This window comes from [Mycobacterium] manitobense (assembly GCF_025821665.1).
GTDB lineage: Bacteria > Actinomycetota > Actinomycetes > Mycobacteriales > Mycobacteriaceae > Mycobacterium > Mycobacterium arseniciresistens.
In genome coordinates this window covers 134,704-153,019 of record NZ_JACKSJ010000235.1, presented here as the reverse complement: position 1 = coordinate 153,019, position 18,316 = coordinate 134,704, and the positions used below count along the sequence as shown (strand labels likewise).

Sequence of the window (18,316 nt, the reverse complement as noted above, 5' to 3'; positions counted from 1 at the left end):
ACAGCGGGACCGCGACGAGCTGTGCAGCGTTGACCGCGCGCCGGGCCTGGCATGGCTGAACAGTCGGTGGCCGCCCCGCCGGTGGACCCTTCGGTAGCCGCCCCGCGGGCGAACCTGGCGGTGATCTGCGCCATCTTCTTCTGTTCGGGCGTCCCGGCGCTGATCTACCAGCTCGTCTGGCAGCGCTCGCTGTTCACGATCTACGGCATCAACGTCGAGAGCGTCACGGTGGTGGTGACGGCGTTCATGCTCGGGCTGGGCCTCGGGAGCTTCGCGGGCGGGCGGCTGTCGCGGCTGGGCCTCCCGCTGCTCGGCGTGTTCGGGGCCGTCGAGATCGGCATCGGCGTCTTCGGCTTCTTCTCGCTGGGCCTGTTCCACGCCGTGGGCGAGTTGACCCTTCAGATGAGCGCGCCGCTGACCGCGCTGTTCACGTTCCTGCTCGTGCTTATCCCCACGCTGTTGATGGGCGCCACGCTGCCTCTGCTGACGGCGCACCTGGTGAAGCACTCGGGAAACGTGGGGCGCAGTGTCGGGCTGCTGTACTTCGTCAACACCCTCGGCAGCGCCTTCGCCTGCTTCATCGTCGCGGCGTTCCTGATGCGTCTGCTGGGACAGCAGGGCGCCGTCACGCTCGCCTGCGGCCTCAATCTGGCCGTCGGTGTCGGCGCCCTGATCGCCCAGGTGAGGTCGCCAAGGGCCGGCGTCGCGCCCGGCGGGCGGCTGACGCAGTTCAACACTCGCGGTTTCTGGTTCGCGCTGCTGCTGTCGGCGCTCTGCGGCTACATCGCACTGAGCTACGAGATCCTCTGGTACCGCGTCTACTCGTTCGCATCCGGCGGCGTCGCGCAGGCCTTCGCGTTGCTGCTCGGCTGCTACCTGCTCGGCATCGCGCTCGGCGCCCTGGCCAGCCGGCGCTTCTGCCGTGAGCCGGCTGCCGGCGAGCAGGTGGCTTCGCTGTCCGGCTTCGTGCTGTTCGCCAATCTCGCCAGCTATCTGCTGGTGCCGGCGGCGGCGCTGATCACCAGCGTGCTGCACTGGGGCGCCTCGTTGCCGCTGGTGGCCGTCGCCGCGGGCCTGCTTGGCGCGATCTTCCCGCTGATCTGCCATATCGCCATCGCGCCGGACGCCCGCGCGGGGGAGGGACTGAGCTACCTCTACCTCGCCAACATCGCAGGTTCGGCGCTGGGCAGCCTGATCACCGGCTTCGTGCTGATGGATCACTGGACCCTCGGCGGCATCTCGCTTTTCCTGGCGCTGCTCGGCATCGCGCTCTCGCTCGTGCTCCTGCTGGCCGCCAGAGGCCGTACGCGCCAGAAGAAGGTGCTGACCACGCGCGCTGCGGCCATCGCGCTGACGGCGGTGGTGATCGTCTTCGTGCAGCCATGGCTCTTCGACGGTGTCTATGAGCGGCTCTACTTCAAGGACGACTATGCGGGACAGCGCTTCGCGCACCTGGCCGAGAACAAGAGCGGCGTGGTCAGTGTCACGCAGGACGGCGAGATCCAGGGCGGCGGTGTCTACGACGGCAACTTCTCCACCGACCTGGTGGACGACCGCAACCTGATCGTCCGCGCCTACGCCCTGAGCCTGCTGCACGAAGCGCCGCGCGACGTGTTGATGATCGGGCTGTCGTCCGGTTCCTGGGCGCAGGTGATCGCGAACAATCCACAGGTCGAGAACCTGACCGTGGTGGAGATCAATCCGGCTTACCTGAACGTCATGAAGAACTACCCCGGCGAGGCCGGCGTTCTGGACAACCCGAAGATGAACGTCGTCATCGACGACGGCAGGCGCTGGCTGGCCCGCAATCCCGACCGCAAGTTCGACTTCATCGTGCAGAACACCAGCTTCAACTGGCGCGCACACGCCACCGACCTGCTGTCGAAGGAGTATCTCGACCTGGTCCGCGGCCACCTCAAGCCCGGCGGGGTGTCTTTCTACAACACGACCGGGTCGGCCGAAGCGCAGCGCACCGGTGCGCTCGAATACCCGAACGCACTGCGCTTCATCAATTTCATGGCCGTCAGCGAATCGCCGATCGCGGTCGACCGCCGCCGCTGGGAGCGCGTTCTGCGCGAGTACCGCATCGAAGGCAGGCCCGTCTTCGACCTCGCCGACACGAAGCACCAGGCGCGCCTCGATGAAGTCCTGGCCCTGACCGACTCGCTCTCGGCCGGCTACGGCCCTGCCAAGAAACCCGGCGAGAACATGGAGACCCGCGAGGGCATCCTGGCTCGCACCGAGGGTGCGCCGACGATCACCGACGACAACATGACCACCGAGTGGGGCTTCAACTGAAGCGGGACACCCGGACAAAGCACACCGCCCCACCTGCCACAGGCAGGTGGGGCGGTGTCTCTTCGGGGTGGCTGACGGGACTCGAACCCGCGACATCCAGGATCACAACCTGGTGCTCTACCAACTGAACTACAGCCACCATCGCCGCAGTGCCCATCGGGAACCCGGGGGCATTCGCGGCGTCGTCGATACTAGCCGCTCGATGCCTCGTCGGCCGAATCGTTATCGCTCGCGTCGGTGCCCGGGGGGCCCAGCTCGGCGGCGATGGCGGCGATGTCGCTGGTCGACGGGCCCGGCGGCGTGACGAACGCGGTGCGGCGGTAGTAGCGCAGCTCGCGGATCGACTCGTGGATGTCGGCGAGCGCCCGGTGCGCCAGGCCCTTCTCCGGCTGGCCGAAGTAGATCCGCGGGTACCACCGCCGGCACAGCTCCTTGATCGAGCTGACGTCGATCATCCGGTAGTGCAGGTACTCGTCGAGTTCGGGCATGTCGCGGGCGATGAAGCCGCGGTCGGTGGCGATGGAGTTGCCGCACAGCGGTGCGGTCTTGGCCTGCTTGACGTGTCCGCGGATGTAGTCGAGCACGAGGCGCTCCGCGGTGGCCAGGTCGACGGTGGCGGCCCGCACCTCCTCGGTGAGACCCGACCGCTTGTGCATCTGGGCGACGACGTCGACCATCGAGTCGAGCGCCTCGTCGGGCGCATGGATGACCACGTCGAGGCCGTCGCCGAGGATGTTCAGGTCGGCATCGGTGACCAGCACCGCGATCTCGATGAGCCGGTCGGACCTCAGGTTCAGTCCGGTCATCTCGCAGTCGATCCACACCAGTTCTTCGCGCACAGCGCTCCACAGTATTCGCACCCCCGCTGGACCGGCGGCCGTACCCGTCGGGACCGTGATCTTGGCAAGTACTGTGTGGCCCATGTCGACCGAGTCGGGCGCCACCCCAGCCCAGCAGATCGCCGCCGGTTACGCCGTCGAGGGTCAGGCGCTGGAGCTGGGCACCGTGGTCATCGACGGCGCCGCCGACGCCACGGCGAAGGTGCGCATTCCGCTCGCCACGGTGAACCGGCACGGTCTGGTGGCGGGCGCCACCGGCACCGGCAAGACCAAGTCGCTGCAGGTGCTCGCCGAACAACTCTCCGCCGCCGGGGTGCCGGTGCTGATGGCCGACGTCAAGGGCGACCTGTCCGGGATGTCCCGGCCGGGGGAGGCCGGCGAGAAGACCGCCGAGCGGGCCCACGACACCGGCGATGAGTGGACGCCGACCGCCTACCCGGTGGAGTTCCTGTCCCTCGGCACGTCGGGCGTCGGTGTGCCGGTGCGGGCCACCATCTCGAGCTTCGGGCCAATCCTGCTGTCGAAGGTGCTCGGGCTCAACCAGACTCAGGAATCGACGCTGGGTCTGATCTTCCACTGGGCCGACCAGCAGGGCCTGGCACTGCTGGACCTGAAGGACCTGCGCTCGGTGATCCAGTTCCTCACCAGCGACGAGGGCAAGCCGCAGCTCAAGGCGCTCGGCGCGGTGTCGACCACCACCGCCGGGGTGATCCTGCGCGCGCTGGTCAACCTGGAGGCCGAGGGCGCCGACACCTTCTTCGGCGAGCCGGAGCTGGAGCCTGCGGACCTGCTGCGTGTCGACGCGTCGGGACGCGGCATCGTCACACTGCTCGAGCTGGGCGCTCAGGCCGCCCGCCCGGTGATGTTCTCCACGTTCCTGATGTGGGTGCTGGCGGATCTGTTCACCTCGCTGCCCGAGGTCGGTGACATCGACAAGCCGAAGCTGGTGTTCTTCTTCGACGAGGCGCACCTGTTGTTCGACGACGCGTCGAAGGCGTTCCTGGCCCAGGTCGAGCAGACGGTGAAGCTGATCCGGTCCAAGGGTGTCGGGGTGTTCTTCTGCACCCAGCTGCCCACCGACGTCCCCAACGAGGTGCTGTCCCAGCTCGGCGCCCGCATCCAGCACGCGCTGCGCGCTTTCACGCCCGACGACGAGAAGGCGTTGAACAAGACCGTCCGTACCTACCCGAAAACCGATGTCTACGAACTGAAGTCAGCGCTGACGTCGCTGGGCATCGGCGAGGCGGTCGTCACCGTGCTCTCCGAGCGGGGCGTGCCGACGCCGGTCGCGTGGACGCGCATGCGGGCGCCGCGATCGCTGATGGACACCATCGGCACCGAGGCGATCACCGCCGCCGCGAAGGCCAGTCCGCTGCAGGCGGAGTACGGCCCGACCATCGACCGCGACTCGGCCTACGAGCGGCTCGCCGCCAAGCTGGCCCCGCCGCCCGAGGTGGCCCCGCCCGCGGACCTGCCGCCGGTGCCGACGCAGGTCGACGTGCCGCCGATGCCCGCACCCGCCGCCCCGGAGGAACCCGGCTTCTTCGAGAAGATGACCGACAGTCCCGCGTTCAAGAGCGCGATGCGTTCGGCGGGCACGGTGATCGGCCGCGAGATCACCCGCAGCATCTTCGGCACCGGCCGCCGCCGTCGCCGCCGCTGAGCGATCTCGGCGCGAAAACGTTCGCCCAGCGATCGTGAGCGCGCCGAAATGACTAGTCGCCGCCGAGTTTCTTGTACACGGCGCCGACGATCGGCGTCACGATCGACCGCGGCGCGTATCCGCTGGCCACCGACATCGCCTTGGACGTGACGCCGGGGACCACCCGCATCTTGTTGCGCTCCAGGCCGTCCAGCGACAGCTTGGCGGTGTACTCGGTGGAGATCCACAGGAAGTCCGGGATGAGCTTCTCGACCAGCGACTGCTCGTCGGTGTCCGGCAGCGTCTCGCGCACCGGGCCGGGCGCCAGCACCGTGACGTGCACACCGTCGTGCTTGAGTTCACCGCGCAGCGACTCGCTGAAGGTGTTGACGAACGCCTTGCTCGCCGCATAGGTGGCGTTGTTGGGGATCGGTGAGTTGCCTGCGGCCGAGCCCGAGATCAGGATGCCGCCTGCCCGCCGCGCCACCATGCCGGGCACCACGGCGAGCACCAGGTCGTGCACGCCGAGGACGTTCAGCTGCACCTGCGCCTTCTCGTCGGCCGGATCGAGCCGCGACAGCGGACCGAAGGTCGCGGTGCCCGCGTTGGCGCACAGGATCGAGATGTCACGTCCGGCGAGTTCGTCGCACAGCTCGGTGCGCGCGCTCGGATCGGCCAGGTCGACGGCCCGTACCTCGACGGTCACGCCGTACTGCTTGGTCAACCGGTCGGCCAGCGCGGCGAGCACCTCGCCGCGGCGGGCGGTGATGATCAGGTGGTGTCCGCGGGCGGCCAGTTCGATGGCCAGGGCTTCGCCGATGTTCTGAGAGGCGCCGGTGACGACCGCGCGGGATTCGGGGCGGGGAGCGGGAATCGGCATGGGCGGGACTATATCGCGGGCCGCACCGCGCCCTCCCGGCCTGCACCGGGGGCCGTGGACGGCGGCTGCCACTAGGGTGGGCGGCGATGAGCGTGTCGTCGCGTCCGCCCGCATCGCCCGAGCGGACCCCGCCGCGGTCGGGGGTCGTCGCGTGGGCGCTGTGGGACTGCGGCGCCACCGGGATGAACGCCATCGTCATCACCTTCGTGTTCTCGGTGTACCTCACCGGACAGGTCGGCGAGGGCCTGGCCGGGCCGACGACGCCGGCGGGCTGGCTCGGTAACGCGCTGACCGTGTCCGGTCTGATCGTCGCGCTGCTCGCACCGGCGACGGGCATCTGGGTCGACGCCGCGCACCGCAGGCGCCCGATGCTGATCGTGCTGACCGGCGTCGCGGTGACCTCGACCGCCTCGATGAGCCTGATCCGCGACGACCCCCGCTACCTGTGGCCGGGCCTGATTCTGCTGGCGTTCACGGCGGCGTGCAGCGATCTGGCGACGGTGCCGTACAACGCGATGCTGCGGAACCTGTCCACGCCGGAGAGTTCCGGTCGTATCTCCGGCTTCGGCGCTGCGGCAGGATATTTCGGCAGTGTCGGGCTGTTGCTCATCGTCTATCTCGGGTTGGTGCAGGGCGACGGCCCGACCCGCGGATTCTTCGGCATCACCGCCGCGGACGGCTGGCCGGTGCGCGCGGCCATGCTGCTCACCGCCGCCTGGTTCGTGCTGTTCGCCATCCCGCTGCTGCTCAAGCGCGGCGTCGAGGCCCCGGTCGACGTGCTGCCGCGGGTCGGCTTCCTCGGCGCCTACCGGAAGCTGTGGGCGGAGCTCAAGGACCAGTGGCGGCGCGACCACAACATCGTCTACTACCTGGTCGCCAGCGCGATCTTCCGGGACGGCCTCACCGGGGTCTTCCAGTTCGGCGCCGTGCTGGGCGGGGCGGTCTACGGCGTGTCCCAGGCCGACCTGCTGCTGTTCGGCGTCTGCGCGTGCGTGGTGGCCGCATTGGGCGCGGTGCTCGGCGGACTGCTCGACGACCGGGTGGGCTCCAAACCCGTCATCGTCGGGTCGCTGGCGTCGATGGTGGTGGTCTCGATCGTGCTGATCACCCTCGACGGCACCACAGCGTTCTGGATCTGCGGGCTGCTGCTGTGCCTGTTCGTCGGACCGACCCAGTCATCGGCGCGCACCCAGATGCTGCGCATCACCGAGGAGGGCAAGGAAGGCGTGGCGTTCGGGCTGTACACCACCACGGGGCGGGCCGCGTCGCCGCTGGCGCCGTGGTTCTTCGCCTCGGCGATCGCGCTGTTCGGCACCGATCGCGCCGGGATGGGCGGGCTGGCCGCGGTGCTGGCGCTCGGCCTGATCGCGATGCTGTTCGTGCGCGTGCCGAAGCGTCCGCGCTAGCCCAGTCCCGCGCAGATCGTGAGCCCGGCTCCGGTGTGCTGCTCGGTCGTCACGCCGTTGATCGAGACGGTGCAGGACACCTGGTTGCCGAGGTTGATGATGCTGATCCGCGCGGCATTCTGCGCGGGCGCGGGCAGGTCCACCTGCTTGCTCCACGGCAGCATCACGTTGAACTCGGTCTGCGGGAGCCCGCCGCTGTCGGTGTAGGTGATGCTGATCGCCCGGCCGTCGCCGGAGACGTCGTAGGTGACGGTCTCTGTCTGCCCGGACACCGTCGTCGTCGGTGTCGGCGCAGAGGTGGTGGGCAGCGGGAGCACCGGCCTTGGGCTCGGCGAGGTGGTGGTGGTCGTGCGCGGGGTGGTGCTGGCGGTGGGCTCGGGCATCGCCGGTGCCGGTGCGACCACCGTCTGCTGGCGGGAGCTGTTCGAGATGACCAGTGCGATCACCAGTCCGACGACCACCAGCACCGCGGCCGCGGCCACCCACCAGAGCCACTGGGGCGACTTCGGCTCGCCGGGCGGGGGTTCGGCCGGTTCGTGGGGGGCGTACTGGCCGGCGGCGTACGGATCGGCGGGGTCGTAGCCGTACTGCGAATACTGCGGCAACCGCTGGGTGGGGGCGGGCCCGGTGGGTGGCGGGTAATTGCCGTACGGCGGCTGGTTGGCGTACGCGGGGTCGTGATAGCCCGGCTCCTCGCCGTCGCGACGCGATCCGGTCATGCCCACCTCATGGTCGCAGGGTACCCGCGTAAGCCGCCGTCGCGGCGGCTCGGTTCCGGGGGGAGGCCGACCCCGCCGCCGGACACGATGGACAATCAAGGCGTGAGACGGCAGGTGCGGGCGAACTACGGCGCGTCACTGTCGCCGGATGCGACGGCATTCGCCCACCTCGTCGACGACGGTGGCTTTCCACGGGCGGTGCAGCGGTTCCTGCGAGGCTGGCGCGCGAGTTCCTCGCGTGACGTCGAACTGCCGGTCGAGGGCCCGGTCACCCGGGTGATGCACTCCGCGGACGGTCACTGGCTGGCCTGCCAGGTCGCACCGGACGGCAGCGACCGATTCCAGATCTGGGTGGTGACAAACGATCCCGATGACCGCGACGCCCGCCGGATCGACAGCTGGCCCCACGGACATCCCGAGGGCAGCGCCGAGCTGATCGGCTGGGACGGCACGCAGGTCGCGGCGATCCTCACCGGCGAGGACGGAGTGGGCAGTTCGTGCCTGATCGACCCGGCCGACGGCAGCACGGTGGTGCTCGACCGGCGCACCGCAGGCCGGCTGGTCGACGCCTGGGCCGGCGCTGCGCTGGTGCGCGTCGGACCGCGCGGGTACCGGGACCTGATCCTGCTGCGCGGACTCACCGAGTTCGCCCTGCTGCCCTACGATCCCGGCTCGACCACCGACCTCGGCTTCATCCTCGACGACCACACCCCGCGGCGGCTGCGCGCCGGAACGACGGGCGAGTCCTTCGAGCTGTACCACCCGGCGAAGACCTATGGCCTCAACAGCACCGAGGGCTTCGTGCGGGCGCTGATCCGCAGTGACAACGGGGCATCGCACGCCCGGCTCATCGAGGTCACCAGCACCGCAGACGGCGTGTCGTACCACGTGCTCGCCGAGAAGCCGGGGTTCGATCTCGACGAGTTCGTCGTCAGCGACGACCTGTCGACCGTGGCGCTGCTGTGGAACAAGCACGGCTGCAGCGAGTTACAGATCCTGGAGTACGCGGACAACACGCTGAGTCCGCCGATCCCGCTGCCCGGCCTGGTGGCCACCGAGCTCACCATCAGCGCAGGCGGGTCGATGGTGGCGATGACGGTGGAGAGTCCGTCGCTGCCGCCGACCATCGAACTGGTCGACCCGCGCACCCGCGAATGGGAACGCGTACACCGCGAGCCCAGCCTCGGGCCGCTGACCGCGGACCCGACACTGGAATTCGTCACCGCACGCGACGGGCTGGAGTTCAGCGGCTGGCTCTACCGGCCGCCCGCCCCGGTGGAACCGATCGGCGCGATGATCTTCCTGCACGGCGGGCCCGAGGGGCAGTCGCGGCCGGGCTACAACGAGTTCTATCCGCCGCTGCTGGAGGCGGGCATCACCGTGTTCACCCCGAACGTCCGCGGTTCCGGTGGCGGCGGCCGGGCGTTCATGCACGCCGACGACAAGGAGCTGCGGTTCGCGGCCATCGACGACGTCGCGGACTGTGTGCACTTCCTCATCGACCGCGAGGCGGTGTCGGCCGACCGGATCGCCTGCTGCGGCTGGTCCTACGGCGGATACCTGACCCAGGCCGCCCTGGCATTCCACCCCGAACTGTTCGCGGCGGGCATCAGCATCTGTGGGATGAGCGACCTCAACACCTGGTACCGCACCACGGAGCCGTGGATCGCCGCCGCGGCGTATCCGAAATACGGCCATCCGATCGGCGACCGGGAGCTGCTGGAGCGGTTGTCGCCGCTGCTGCGGGTGCACGCATTGACCGCTCCGCTACTGCTGGTGCACGGTGCGAACGACACCAACGTGCCCCCGAGCGAATCGCAGCAAATGTTCGAGGCGTTGCGATCGCTGGACCGCACAACCGAGCTCCTGACGTTCGACGACGACGGCCACGAGATCGTCAAGCGGGAAAACCGTGCGGTGCTGGTCAACGCGATGCGTCAGTGGCTGATGAAGGCGTTCGCCGCCACCGCCATCGGATGAGCCCTGGTCGCTGAGGCGAGGTTTGGAGAATTTGTCGGTTGGGTAAAACTCGTGCTGCGCCACTAGGGCGCAAAAGGGATGGAGGCACGGCATGAGGGGCCTACTCGGCTTGATTGTGCTCATCTGGTTGCTGATCGGCGTCTTCGCTGCCTATCAGCGCGATTATTTCAAGACCGGCGACGCGAACTGCGCAACCGCAGCCAACATCGCCCTCACGGTGGTGGCGGGACCGCTCAACTACTTCGGCGTCAATCCGAAGGCTGACTGCAACGTCAATGTTCCGGAGCCAAGCGCAAGTGACCTGCCCGAACCCTCCGGGCAGACAATCGAATACAAGATTGGAGTGTTGGCATGATCATCCTCGGAATCATCCTGGCCTTGCTGGGATACTTCATCAGCATCCCGATAGTGATGTACATCGGCGTCGTCCTGATCGTCATCGGTGTCGTCCTGTGGATCCTGGGCTCGACCGGACGCGCGGTGGGTGGCCGAAAAGTCTGGTATTAGCTCTCAGTTACCTCAGCGACCGGCCGAGGTCAGCGCAGCGACCGTCATCTTCTTCAGGACGGAACGCGAGCTGGCCTCGGCCGCTCTCGTCGTCGAGGGTTTCACGCTGTGCGGCGTCGAGTTGAGCAGCCCGAACGCGGCGTGCGCCATCAGCCGGGCGTCGGCCTCACCCACGGTGTCGTCCAACCGGCGCAGCACCGACACCCAGATCTCCACGTACTGCCGCTGCGCTCTACGCACCTGCCGCTTGGCGGGATCGGGGAGATGGCCGAGGTCGCGGTCCTGGATCCGGATCAGGTCGGACTCGCCGAGTGCGAAGTCCAGATGGAAGTCGATGAGCCCCTCGAGCGCGCTTGCCGCGTCGTCGGTGCCGGCGACCACCTCCGAAGCCCCGGCGAGCAACCGGGTGCTGATGCCGACCAGCAGTTCGACCAGCATCGCCTCCTTGTTGGGGAAGTGCCGGTAGATGGCGGGTCCGCTCACTCCCACCGCCGCGCCGATGTCCTCCAACCGCACGGCGAGATAGCCCTTTTCGGCCACCAGTCGCTCCGCCGCGGCGATGAGCTGACTGCGGCGGTCGGATTTCGCCCGGCTGCGGCGGGTGCCGTCCTGCGGCGCCGGAGAGGTCACACTGTGGCTCCTCGATTTCGGCGGTGGACATCTCGGTTAATCGCCACTAACATACCATGAGTTATTCCTCATTAACTCAAAAGAACGGGTGCTGCGATGACGCCGCGGTCATCACACCGCGAGGATCACCTCGCCCTGGTGGCGCAGTTGCGCGACAAGTTGGCCACCGCCGCCCTCGGCGGTCCCGCCAAGGCACGGGAGCGCCACGTCGGGCGGGGCAAGCTGTTGCCGCGCGACCGGGTGGACGGCCTGCTCGACCCGGGCAGCCCGTTCCTGGAAGTGGCGCCGCTTGCCGCCGACGGCATGTATGACGACGAGTGTCCCGGCGCCGGGATGATCGCCGGCATCGGCCGGATCTCCGGGCGCGAGTGCATGATCGTGGCCAACGACGCGACGGTCAAGGGCGGTACCTACTACCCGGTGACGGTCAAGAAGCACCTGCGCGCGCAGGAGATCGCCGGCCAGAACCAGCTGCCGTGCATCTACCTCGTCGACTCCGGCGGCGCCTTCCTGCCGCGGCAGGACGAGGTGTTCCCGGACCGCGACCACTTCGGCCGCATCTTCTACAACCAGGCCACCCTGTCCGCGCGCGGCATCGCGCAGATCGCTGCGGTGCTCGGATCCTGCACCGCGGGCGGGGCGTACGTGCCCGCGATGAGCGACGAAGCCGTCATCGTGCGCAATCAGGGCACCATCTTCCTCGGCGGTCCGCCGCTGGTGAAGGCGGCGACCGGGGAGGTGGTGACGGCCGAGGACCTCGGCGGCGGCGACCTGCACTCCAAGACCTCCGGGGTCACCGACCATCTCGCCCACGACGACCGCGACGCCCTGCGCATCGTGCGGCGCATCGTCGCGACGCTGGGTCCGCGCAGCACGCCGCCCTGGGACGTCGCGCCGACGGTCGACGCGGTGGCCGACCAGACCGAGCTCTACGACGTGGTTCCCGTCGACGCCCGGGTGCCCTACGACGTGCACGAGGTGATCACCCGGATCGTCGACGGCGGCGAATTCTCGGAGTTCAAGGCCGAATACGGCACGACGCTGGTGACAGGCTTCGCCCGCATCCACGGCCATCCGGTCGGCATCGTCGCCAACAACGGGGTGCTGTTCGGCGAATCCGCGCTCAAGGGCGCGCATTTCATCGAACTGTGCGACAAGCGCAGCACGCCGCTGCTGTTCCTGCAGAACATCGCCGGGTTCATGGTCGGCCGCGACTACGAGGCAGGCGGCATCGCCAAGCACGGCGCCAAGATGGTGACGGCGGTCGCCTGTGCGCGGGTGCCCAAGCTGACGGTGGTGATCGGCGGCTCGTACGGCGCGGGCAACTACTCGATGTGCGGCAGGGCGTACTCGCCGCGGTTCCTCTGGATGTGGCCCAACGCCCGGATCTCGGTGATGGGCGGCGAGCAGGCGGCGTCGGTGCTCGCGACGGTGCGTGCGGACGCCCGCGAGGCGGCGGGGGATCCGTGGCCTGCCGAGGAGCAGGAGGCGTTCAAGGCCCCGATCCGCGACCAGTACGAACACCAGGGCAATCCCTATTACTCGACGGCGCGGCTGTGGGACGACGGGGTCATCGACCCCGTCGACACCAGAACCGTGCTCGGGCTGGCTCTCTCGGTGGTGGGGCAGGCCCCGCTCGAGCCGGTCTCCTACGGCGTGTTCCGGATGTGACGGGCGATATGACCACTCTCTTCGACACCGTTCTGGTCGCGAACCGCGGCGAGATCGCCGTGCGCGTCATCGGGACGCTGCGCGCGCTCGGCATCCGGTCGGTCGCGGTCTACAGCACGGCCGACGCCGGCGCACGCCACGTCGCCGCGGCGGACGTCGCCGTCCACATCGGACCCGCGCCCGCGCGGCAGAGCTACCTCGACATCGCCGCGGTCATCGACGCGGCGCGGCGCACCGGTGCCCAGGCCATACATCCCGGGTACGGATTCCTCTCGGAGAATGCGGAATTCGCAACGGCGCTGCACGAGGCGGGCATCGCATTCGTCGGTCCGCCCGCGAATGCGATCCGCACCATGGGCGACAAGATCGCCGCCAAGGCCGCGGTGTCGGCGTTCGGTGTCCCGGTGGTGCCCGGGGTGTCGCGCCCGGGGCTGACCGACGACGACCTGATCGCCGGCGCGGTCGACATCGGCTACCCGGTGCTGGTGAAGCCGTCGGCCGGTGGTGGCGGCAAGGGCATGCGGGTGGTGCGCGAGGCCGCCGGCCTTCCCGCCGCGCTCACCTCGGCCCGGCGGGAGGCCGCCGCTGCGTTCGGCGACGACACCCTGTTCCTGGAGCGGTTCGTGCTCAACCCGCGCCACATCGAGGTGCAGGTGCTGGCCGACGGGCAAGGCGCCGTGGTGCACCTCGGGGAACGCGAATGCAGCCTGCAGCGCCGCCACCAGAAGGTGATCGAGGAGGCGCCGTCACCGCTGCTCGACGCCGCCACCCGGGACCGGATCGGCGCCGCCGCCTGCGACACCGCGCGCAGCGTCGACTACGCCGGCGCGGGCACCGTGGAGTTCATCGTGTCGGCCGACCGGCCCGACGAGTTCTTCTTCATGGAGATGAACACCCGTCTGCAGGTGGAACATCCGGTCACCGAACTCGTCACCGGCGTCGACCTGGTCGAGCAGCAGCTACGGGTCGCCGCCGGGCACCCGCTCACGCTCGCGCAGTCCGACATCGTGCTGCGCGGCCACGCAATCGAGGCACGCGTGTACGCGGAGGATCCCGTCAACGGTTTCCTGCCCACCGGCGGAACCGTGCTGGACGTGGCCGAACCCCGCGGCCCCGGCATCCGGGTGGATTCCGGCATCCGCGCCGGCTCGGTGATCGGCAGCGACTACGACCCGATGCTGGCCAAGGTCATCGGATACGGCGACGACCGGGCCGCGGCCCTGCGCACCCTCGACCGCGCGCTCGCGGGCACCGCCGTCCTCGGCGTTACGACGAACATCGACTTCCTGCGCTTCCTGCTGGCCGATCCCGACGTGGCGGCCGGCCGCCTCGACACCGGGCTGCTCGACCGCCGGACACCGGATTTCGTGCCGGTCCCGATCGGCGACGACCAGCTGATCGCGTCCGCCGCCGTCGTGTGGCTGCGCGGGTGGCCGGCAGGCGGCGGCGACCTGTGGGCGGTCCCCACCGGGTGGCGGCTGGGGGAGGCGGCGCCGACGACCGTGCGCCTGCACGCCGGCCACCGCACCGATCACGTCCACATCACCGGCATCCCTGACAGCGCGGTGGTCGCGATCGAGGACGGGCCGGCGCGATCGCTGTCCGCCGCGCTCGACGGTGACCGGCTCGTCGTCACCGTCGACGGGCTGCGCGCCGAGTACGTGGTGGCTGCCGCCGACGGCCGCATCTGGTTGGCCGGCGCAGGGCGTATCGCCGTTGTCGACGAGGTGCCCGAGGAGCCGGTGCGGCCCGACGAGGCCCACAGCGGCGACGCCGAATTGACCAGCCCGATGCCGGGATCGGTTGTGGCGGTAGGGGTTTCCGACGGCGCGACCGTCGCGGCGGGCGCCGTGGTGGTCACCGTCGAGGCGATGAAGATGGAACACGCGCTGACGTCCCCGGTCGACGGCGCGGTCGAACTGCTTGTCGCCGTGGGCGACCAGGTCAAGGTGGGCCAGCTGCTGGCCCGCATCACCGCGGAGGAGAGCTGATCATGGGTGACTTTCTGTCGACCGGCACACTGCCGGACCACTACGAGCAACTGGCCAAGACGGTCCGCGACTTCGCCCAGGGTGTGGTCGCGCCGGTCGCCGCCAAACACGACGAGGAGCACTCGTTCCCGTACGAGGTCGTCGCCGGGATGGCCGACATGGGCCTGTTCGGCCTGCCGTTCCCCGAGGAGTACGGCGGCATGGGCGGCGACTACTTCGCGCTCTGCCTCGCGCTGGAGGAGCTCGGCAAGATCGACCAGAGCGTGGCGATCACCCTCGAGGCCGGGGTGTCGCTCGGCGCGATGCCGGTGTACCGGTTCGGCTCCGAGGAGCAGAAGCAGGAGTGGCTGCCGCTGCTGGCCGGCGGCAAGGCGCTCGGCGCCTTCGGGCTGACCGAGGCCGGCGGCGGCACCGATGCGGGCGCCACCAGGACCACCGCCAAGCTCGACGACGGGCACTGGGTGATCAACGGCTCCAAGCAGTTCATCACCAACTCCGGCACCGACATCACCAAGCTGGTGACCGTCACCGCCGTGACCGGTGAACGCGACGGCAAGAAGGAGATCTCGGCGATCCTGGTGCCGGTGCCCACCCAGGGCTTCACCGCCGAACCGGCGTACAACAAGGTCGGCTGGAACGCCTCGGACACCCATCCGCTGAGCTTCGACGACGTCCGCGTCCCGCAGGAGAACCTGTTGGGCGAGCAGGGCCGCGGATACGCCAACTTCCTGCGCATCCTCGACGAGGGCCGGATCGCGATCGCGGCGCTGTCGGTCGGCGCCGCCCAGGGTTGCGTCGACGAATGCGTCAAGTACGCCAAGGAGCGCCAGGCGTTCGGTGCGGCGATCGGCACGTACCAAGCCATCTCGTTCAAGATCGCACGGATGGAGGCCCGCGCCCACGCCGCCCGCGCCGCCTACTACGACGCGGCGGCACTCATGTTGTCGGGCAAGCCGTTCAAGAAGGCGGCCGCCGTGGCCAAACTGGTCGCCAGCGAGGCGGCGATGGACAACGCCCGCGACGCCACCCAGGTGTTCGGCGGGTACGGCTACATGAACGAGTACCCGGTGGCGCGGCACTACCGCGACAGCAAGATCCTCGAGATCGGCGAGGGCACAACCGAAGTACAGCTGATGCTGATCGCGCGGGAGGCGGGCCTGTGAGCGAGGCGAAGCGGGTCGTCGTCCAGCGGGGGCTGTGGTTCGAGGAGTTCGAGACCGGCGTGCTCTACCAGCACCGTCCCGGCCGCACCATCACCGAGGCCGACAACGTGCTGTTCACCACGCTGACGATGAACACCCAGGCGCTGCACCTGGATGCCGCGTTCTCCGATGCGCTGCCGCCGTTCAACCAGCGACTGGTGAACTCGATGTTCACCCTCTCCACGCTCGTCGGGCTCTCGGTGGCCCAGCTGACGCAGGGCACCATCGTCGGCAACCTCGGCTTCGGCGAGGTGGCGTTCCCGAAACCGCTGTTCCACGGTGACACGCTCTACGCCGAGACCGAGGTGACCGACAAGCGCGAGTCGAAGAGCCGCCCGGGGGAGGGCATCGTCACCTTCTCCCACGTCGCCCGTAACCAGCACGGCGACGTGGTGGCGACCGCGTCGCGGAAGACCATGGTGCGCAAGCGTCCCGAGGCGGACGCCTGATGGCGCTGGGAACCAACGGCCCCGGCTGGCTGTTCTGCCCGGCCGACCGGCCCGAGCGCTTCGAGAAGGCCGCCGCCGCAGCCGATGTGGTGATCCTCGATCTGGAGGACGGCGTCGCGGCGAAGGACCGGGAGGCGGCGCGCAAGGCGCTGCTCGACACCCGCCTCGACCCGGACCGGACTGTGGTGCGGGTCAACCCGGTGACCACGCCGGACCACGCGCTCGACATGACGACCCTGGCGCAGACCGGCTACACCACCATCATGCTCGCGAAGACCGAGTCCGCCGAGCAGGTGCGCTCACTCGCGCCGTTCGACGTCATCGTGCTCGTCGAGACCCCGCTGGGCGCCCTGGCCGTCACGGAGACCGCGCGCGTCGACAACGCCTACGCCGTCATGTGGGGCGCCGAGGACCTGTTCGCCGTCACCGGCGGCACGTCCAACCGCTGGCCCGACGGCAGCTACCGCGACGTGGCCCGGCACGTGCGGTCGCAGAGCCTGCTCGCCGCCAAGGCGTGGGGCCGGATCGCGCTGGACTCGGTGTACCTCGACATCAAGGACCTCGACGGGCTGCGGGCCGAGAGCGACGACGCCGTCGCGGTCGGGTTCGACGCCAAGGTCGCCATCCACCCCAGCCAGGTCGCGGTCATCCGGGCGGCCTACGCGCCCACCGAGGAGCAGGTGGACTGGGCGCGGCGGGTCCTGGACACCGCGCGCAGCGAACGCGGGGTCTTCCAGTTCGAGGGGCAGATGGTGGATTCGCCGGTGTTGCGGCGGGCCGAGCGCATCGTCGCGCTGGCACCCCGCAGCTGAGTCCCGGCGCCGCGGCGGCGGGTCGGCCTGCGGACACCCGCTTCAGGGGCATACTGGAAGGTGCCCCGATACGGAGCGAGCAGTGCGCATCGTCGCGCCGGCGCCATACCCTGGCCGCCGGCCGACAGGCCTCACACCCGAGGCCCTGCTCTGACCGCCTCGTACCGAGCACCTCAGTCGCCTGACGGCGCGACCCGCCGCCAGTGACCCCAGGAGGCGGTATGGCCGGGTTCGTCGAACCGATTCGACTGGTGGCGCCCGACGGCGCGCCCACCGACGAGGCCCGGTACCGAAGAGACCTCCCGCCCGAGACCCTGGCCTGGCTCTACGAGTCGATGGTCGTCACCCGCGAGGTCGACACCGAACTCGTCAACCTGCAGCGCCAGGGCGAGCTCGCACTCTTCGCGTCCTGCCGCGGCCAGGAGGCCGCCCAGGTCGGCGCCGCCGCGTGTCTGCGCAAGACCGACTGGCTCTTCCCCCAGTACCGCGAACTCGGTGTCTTCCTCGTCCGCGGCATCCCCCCGGGCGACGTCGCAGCCGTGTGGCGCGGCCGCTGGCACGGCGGCCTCGGCTTCACCAGGAGGTGCTGTGCGCCGATCGCCATCCCCATCGGCACCCAGGGTCTGCACGCGGTCGGGGCGGCGATGGCCGCGCAGCGGCTCGGCGAGGACTCCGTGACCGTCGCGTTCCTCGGCGACGGCGCCACCTCCACCGGTGATGCGCACGAGGCGCTCAACCTCGCCGCGGTGTTCGGCGCGCCCGTCGTGTTCTTCGTCCAGAACAACCAGTGGGCCATCTCGGTGCCGGAGCGACGACAGCACGCCGCCCCGTCGCTCGCGCACCGCGCCGAGGGCTACGGCATGCCCGCGGTGCGGGTGGACGGCAACGACGTGCTGGCCTGTTTCGCGGTGACGGCCGAGGCCGCGCGGCGGGCCCGCGAGGGCGGCGGGCCGACGTTCGTCGAGGCGCTCACCTACCGGATGGGCCCGCACACCACCTCCGACGACCCGCGGCGCTACCGCACCGACGGCGAGGTCGACGCCTGGCGGGCGCGCGACCCCGTCGACCGCTACCGGCGCTACCTGCAGGCGACCGGGGTGTGGTCCGACCGCCTCGACGAGCGGGTGGCGCACCGGTCGCAGCGCCTGCGGGCCGAACTCCGGCAGTCGGTGCTCGACACGCCGGACATGGACGTCGCCGAGGTGTTCGACGCCGTCTACCACGACATCACGCCCGACCTGATGCGCCAGCGCGACGAGCTGACCGCCGAACTCGCGAAGGAGGGATGAG

The 18,316-nt window shown here is 69.7% G+C and carries 16 protein-coding genes and 1 tRNA gene; 12 read left to right on the top strand and 5 right to left on the bottom strand.

Translation table 11 applies throughout. From position 1 onward, the window contains the following. Positions 1–51 precede the first annotated feature (51 nt). Positions 52–2,298, top strand: coding sequence for a fused MFS/spermidine synthase (locus H7I41_RS25910; protein WP_264015497.1), 2,247 nt, complete (start codon positions 52–54; stop codon positions 2,296–2,298). 66 nt (positions 2,299–2,364) lie between these two features. Here H7I41_RS25910 and H7I41_RS25905 read toward each other — a convergent pair. Next, positions 2,365–2,437 (bottom strand) — tRNA-His (locus H7I41_RS25905). Between the two features lie 52 nt (positions 2,438–2,489). After that, on the bottom strand, positions 2,490–3,137 hold the full coding sequence (gene orn / locus H7I41_RS25900; protein WP_264015496.1) for an oligoribonuclease: 648 nt from the start codon (positions 3,135–3,137) through the stop codon (positions 2,490–2,492). An 82-nt stretch (positions 3,138–3,219) separates the two neighbouring features. On the opposite strand from orn, the gene H7I41_RS25895 reads away from it, so the two are divergent. Then, positions 3,220–4,800, top strand: a complete 1,581-nt coding sequence (locus H7I41_RS25895; protein WP_264015495.1) for a helicase HerA-like domain-containing protein — start codon at positions 3,220–3,222, stop codon at positions 4,798–4,800. A 52-nt stretch (positions 4,801–4,852) separates the two neighbouring features. On the opposite strand, the gene cmrA is transcribed toward H7I41_RS25895, so the two are convergent. Continuing rightward, positions 4,853–5,659 (bottom strand): mycolate reductase, encoded by an 807-nt coding sequence (gene cmrA / locus H7I41_RS25890; protein ID WP_264015494.1) that lies wholly within the window; start codon positions 5,657–5,659, stop codon positions 4,853–4,855. Between the two features lie 86 nt (positions 5,660–5,745). Here cmrA and H7I41_RS25885 point away from each other — a divergent pair, with 86 nt between their 5' ends. After that, positions 5,746–7,065, top strand: coding sequence for an MFS transporter (locus tag H7I41_RS25885; protein WP_264015493.1), 1,320 nt, complete (start codon positions 5,746–5,748; stop codon positions 7,063–7,065). Here H7I41_RS25885 and H7I41_RS25880 read toward each other — a convergent pair. Further along, complete coding sequence (locus tag H7I41_RS25880) at positions 7,062–7,784, bottom strand: MmpS family transport accessory protein (protein ID WP_264015492.1); 723 nt, start codon at positions 7,782–7,784, stop codon at positions 7,062–7,064. The two genes, H7I41_RS25885 and H7I41_RS25880, sit on opposite strands and share 4 nt — an antisense overlap. Before the next feature lie 87 nt (positions 7,785–7,871). Between H7I41_RS25880 and H7I41_RS25875 the strand changes: the two genes are divergently transcribed. The 3 genes from H7I41_RS25875 to H7I41_RS25865 all read left to right on the top strand — a co-directional run bounded on the left by H7I41_RS25875 (position 7,872) and on the right by H7I41_RS25865 (position 10,271). Beyond that, a complete protein-coding gene (locus tag H7I41_RS25875) occupies positions 7,872–9,764 on the top strand; it encodes an alpha/beta hydrolase family protein (RefSeq protein ID WP_264015491.1) in 1,893 nt (630 codons plus the stop codon). 91 nt (positions 9,765–9,855) lie between these two features. Further along, positions 9,856–10,119, top strand: a complete 264-nt coding sequence (locus H7I41_RS25870) for a hypothetical protein (protein ID WP_264015490.1) — start codon at positions 9,856–9,858, stop codon at positions 10,117–10,119. Continuing rightward, positions 10,116–10,271 carry a DUF6131 family protein gene (locus tag H7I41_RS25865; protein WP_264015489.1) on the top strand — a complete coding sequence of 52 codons (156 nt, stop codon included), beginning with the start codon at positions 10,116–10,118 and terminating at the stop codon, positions 10,269–10,271. The genes H7I41_RS25870 and H7I41_RS25865 overlap by 4 nt, the downstream gene beginning before the upstream one ends. 12 nt (positions 10,272–10,283) lie before the next feature. On the opposite strand, the gene H7I41_RS25860 is transcribed toward H7I41_RS25865, so the two are convergent. Continuing rightward, positions 10,284–10,901 (bottom strand): SACE_7040 family transcriptional regulator, encoded by a 618-nt coding sequence (locus tag H7I41_RS25860; protein WP_264015488.1) that lies wholly within the window; start codon positions 10,899–10,901, stop codon positions 10,284–10,286. Positions 10,902–10,997: 96 nt separating this feature from the next. Between H7I41_RS25860 and H7I41_RS25855 the strand changes: the two genes are divergently transcribed. The 6 genes from H7I41_RS25855 (at position 10,998) to pdhA (ending at position 18,315) form a co-directional block, all read left to right on the top strand. Then, positions 10,998–12,572 carry a carboxyl transferase domain-containing protein gene (locus H7I41_RS25855; RefSeq protein ID WP_264015487.1) on the top strand — a complete coding sequence of 525 codons (1,575 nt, stop codon included), beginning with the start codon at positions 10,998–11,000 and terminating at the stop codon, positions 12,570–12,572. 8 nt (positions 12,573–12,580) lie between these two features. After that, positions 12,581–14,563 carry an acetyl/propionyl/methylcrotonyl-CoA carboxylase subunit alpha gene (locus H7I41_RS25850; protein WP_264015486.1) on the top strand — a complete coding sequence of 661 codons (1,983 nt, stop codon included), beginning with the start codon at positions 12,581–12,583 and terminating at the stop codon, positions 14,561–14,563. 2 nt (positions 14,564–14,565) lie between these two features. Further along, positions 14,566–15,726, top strand: coding sequence for an acyl-CoA dehydrogenase family protein (locus H7I41_RS25845; protein ID WP_264015485.1), 1,161 nt, complete (start codon positions 14,566–14,568; stop codon positions 15,724–15,726). Continuing rightward, positions 15,723–16,214 carry a MaoC family dehydratase gene (locus H7I41_RS25840; RefSeq protein WP_264015484.1) on the top strand — a complete coding sequence of 164 codons (492 nt, stop codon included), beginning with the start codon at positions 15,723–15,725 and terminating at the stop codon, positions 16,212–16,214. Before H7I41_RS25845 ends, H7I41_RS25840 begins: the two co-directional genes overlap by 4 nt. After that, complete coding sequence (locus tag H7I41_RS25835; RefSeq protein WP_264015483.1) at positions 16,214–17,026, top strand: HpcH/HpaI aldolase/citrate lyase family protein; 813 nt, start codon at positions 16,214–16,216, stop codon at positions 17,024–17,026. The genes H7I41_RS25840 and H7I41_RS25835 overlap by 1 nt, the downstream gene beginning before the upstream one ends. A 221-nt stretch (positions 17,027–17,247) precedes the next feature. Then, the gene (gene pdhA / locus H7I41_RS25830; RefSeq protein WP_264015482.1) at positions 17,248–18,315 is read left to right on the top strand and encodes a pyruvate dehydrogenase (acetyl-transferring) E1 component subunit alpha; all 1,068 of its coding nucleotides are present in this window, start codon (positions 17,248–17,250) and stop codon (positions 18,313–18,315) included. Position 18,316 lies beyond the last annotated feature (1 nt).

Bases quoted from the DNA above. Each gene is read 5' to 3' on its own strand.
- H7I41_RS25875 (WP_264015491.1), top strand. From the start codon at position 7,872: ATGGACAATCAAGGCGTGAGACGGCAGGTGCGGGCGAACTACGGCGCG.
- cmrA (WP_264015494.1), bottom strand. From the start codon at position 5,659: ATGCCGATTCCCGCTCCCCGCCCCGAATCCCGCGCGGTCGTCACCGGC.
- H7I41_RS25865 (WP_264015489.1), top strand. From the start codon at position 10,116: ATGATCATCCTCGGAATCATCCTGGCCTTGCTGGGATACTTCATCAGC.
- H7I41_RS25845 (WP_264015485.1), top strand. From the start codon at position 14,566: ATGGGTGACTTTCTGTCGACCGGCACACTGCCGGACCACTACGAGCAA.
- H7I41_RS25910 (WP_264015497.1), top strand. From the start codon at position 52: ATGGCTGAACAGTCGGTGGCCGCCCCGCCGGTGGACCCTTCGGTAGCC.
- H7I41_RS25885 (WP_264015493.1), top strand. From the start codon at position 5,746: ATGAGCGTGTCGTCGCGTCCGCCCGCATCGCCCGAGCGGACCCCGCCG.
- pdhA (WP_264015482.1), top strand. From the start codon at position 17,248: ATGGCCGGGTTCGTCGAACCGATTCGACTGGTGGCGCCCGACGGCGCG.
- H7I41_RS25835 (WP_264015483.1), top strand. From the start codon at position 16,214: ATGGCGCTGGGAACCAACGGCCCCGGCTGGCTGTTCTGCCCGGCCGAC.
- H7I41_RS25870 (WP_264015490.1), top strand. From the start codon at position 9,856: ATGAGGGGCCTACTCGGCTTGATTGTGCTCATCTGGTTGCTGATCGGC.
- H7I41_RS25880 (WP_264015492.1), bottom strand. From the start codon at position 7,784: ATGACCGGATCGCGTCGCGACGGCGAGGAGCCGGGCTATCACGACCCC.
- H7I41_RS25895 (WP_264015495.1), top strand. From the start codon at position 3,220: ATGTCGACCGAGTCGGGCGCCACCCCAGCCCAGCAGATCGCCGCCGGT.
- H7I41_RS25850 (WP_264015486.1), top strand. From the start codon at position 12,581: ATGACCACTCTCTTCGACACCGTTCTGGTCGCGAACCGCGGCGAGATC.
- H7I41_RS25855 (WP_264015487.1), top strand. From the start codon at position 10,998: ATGACGCCGCGGTCATCACACCGCGAGGATCACCTCGCCCTGGTGGCG.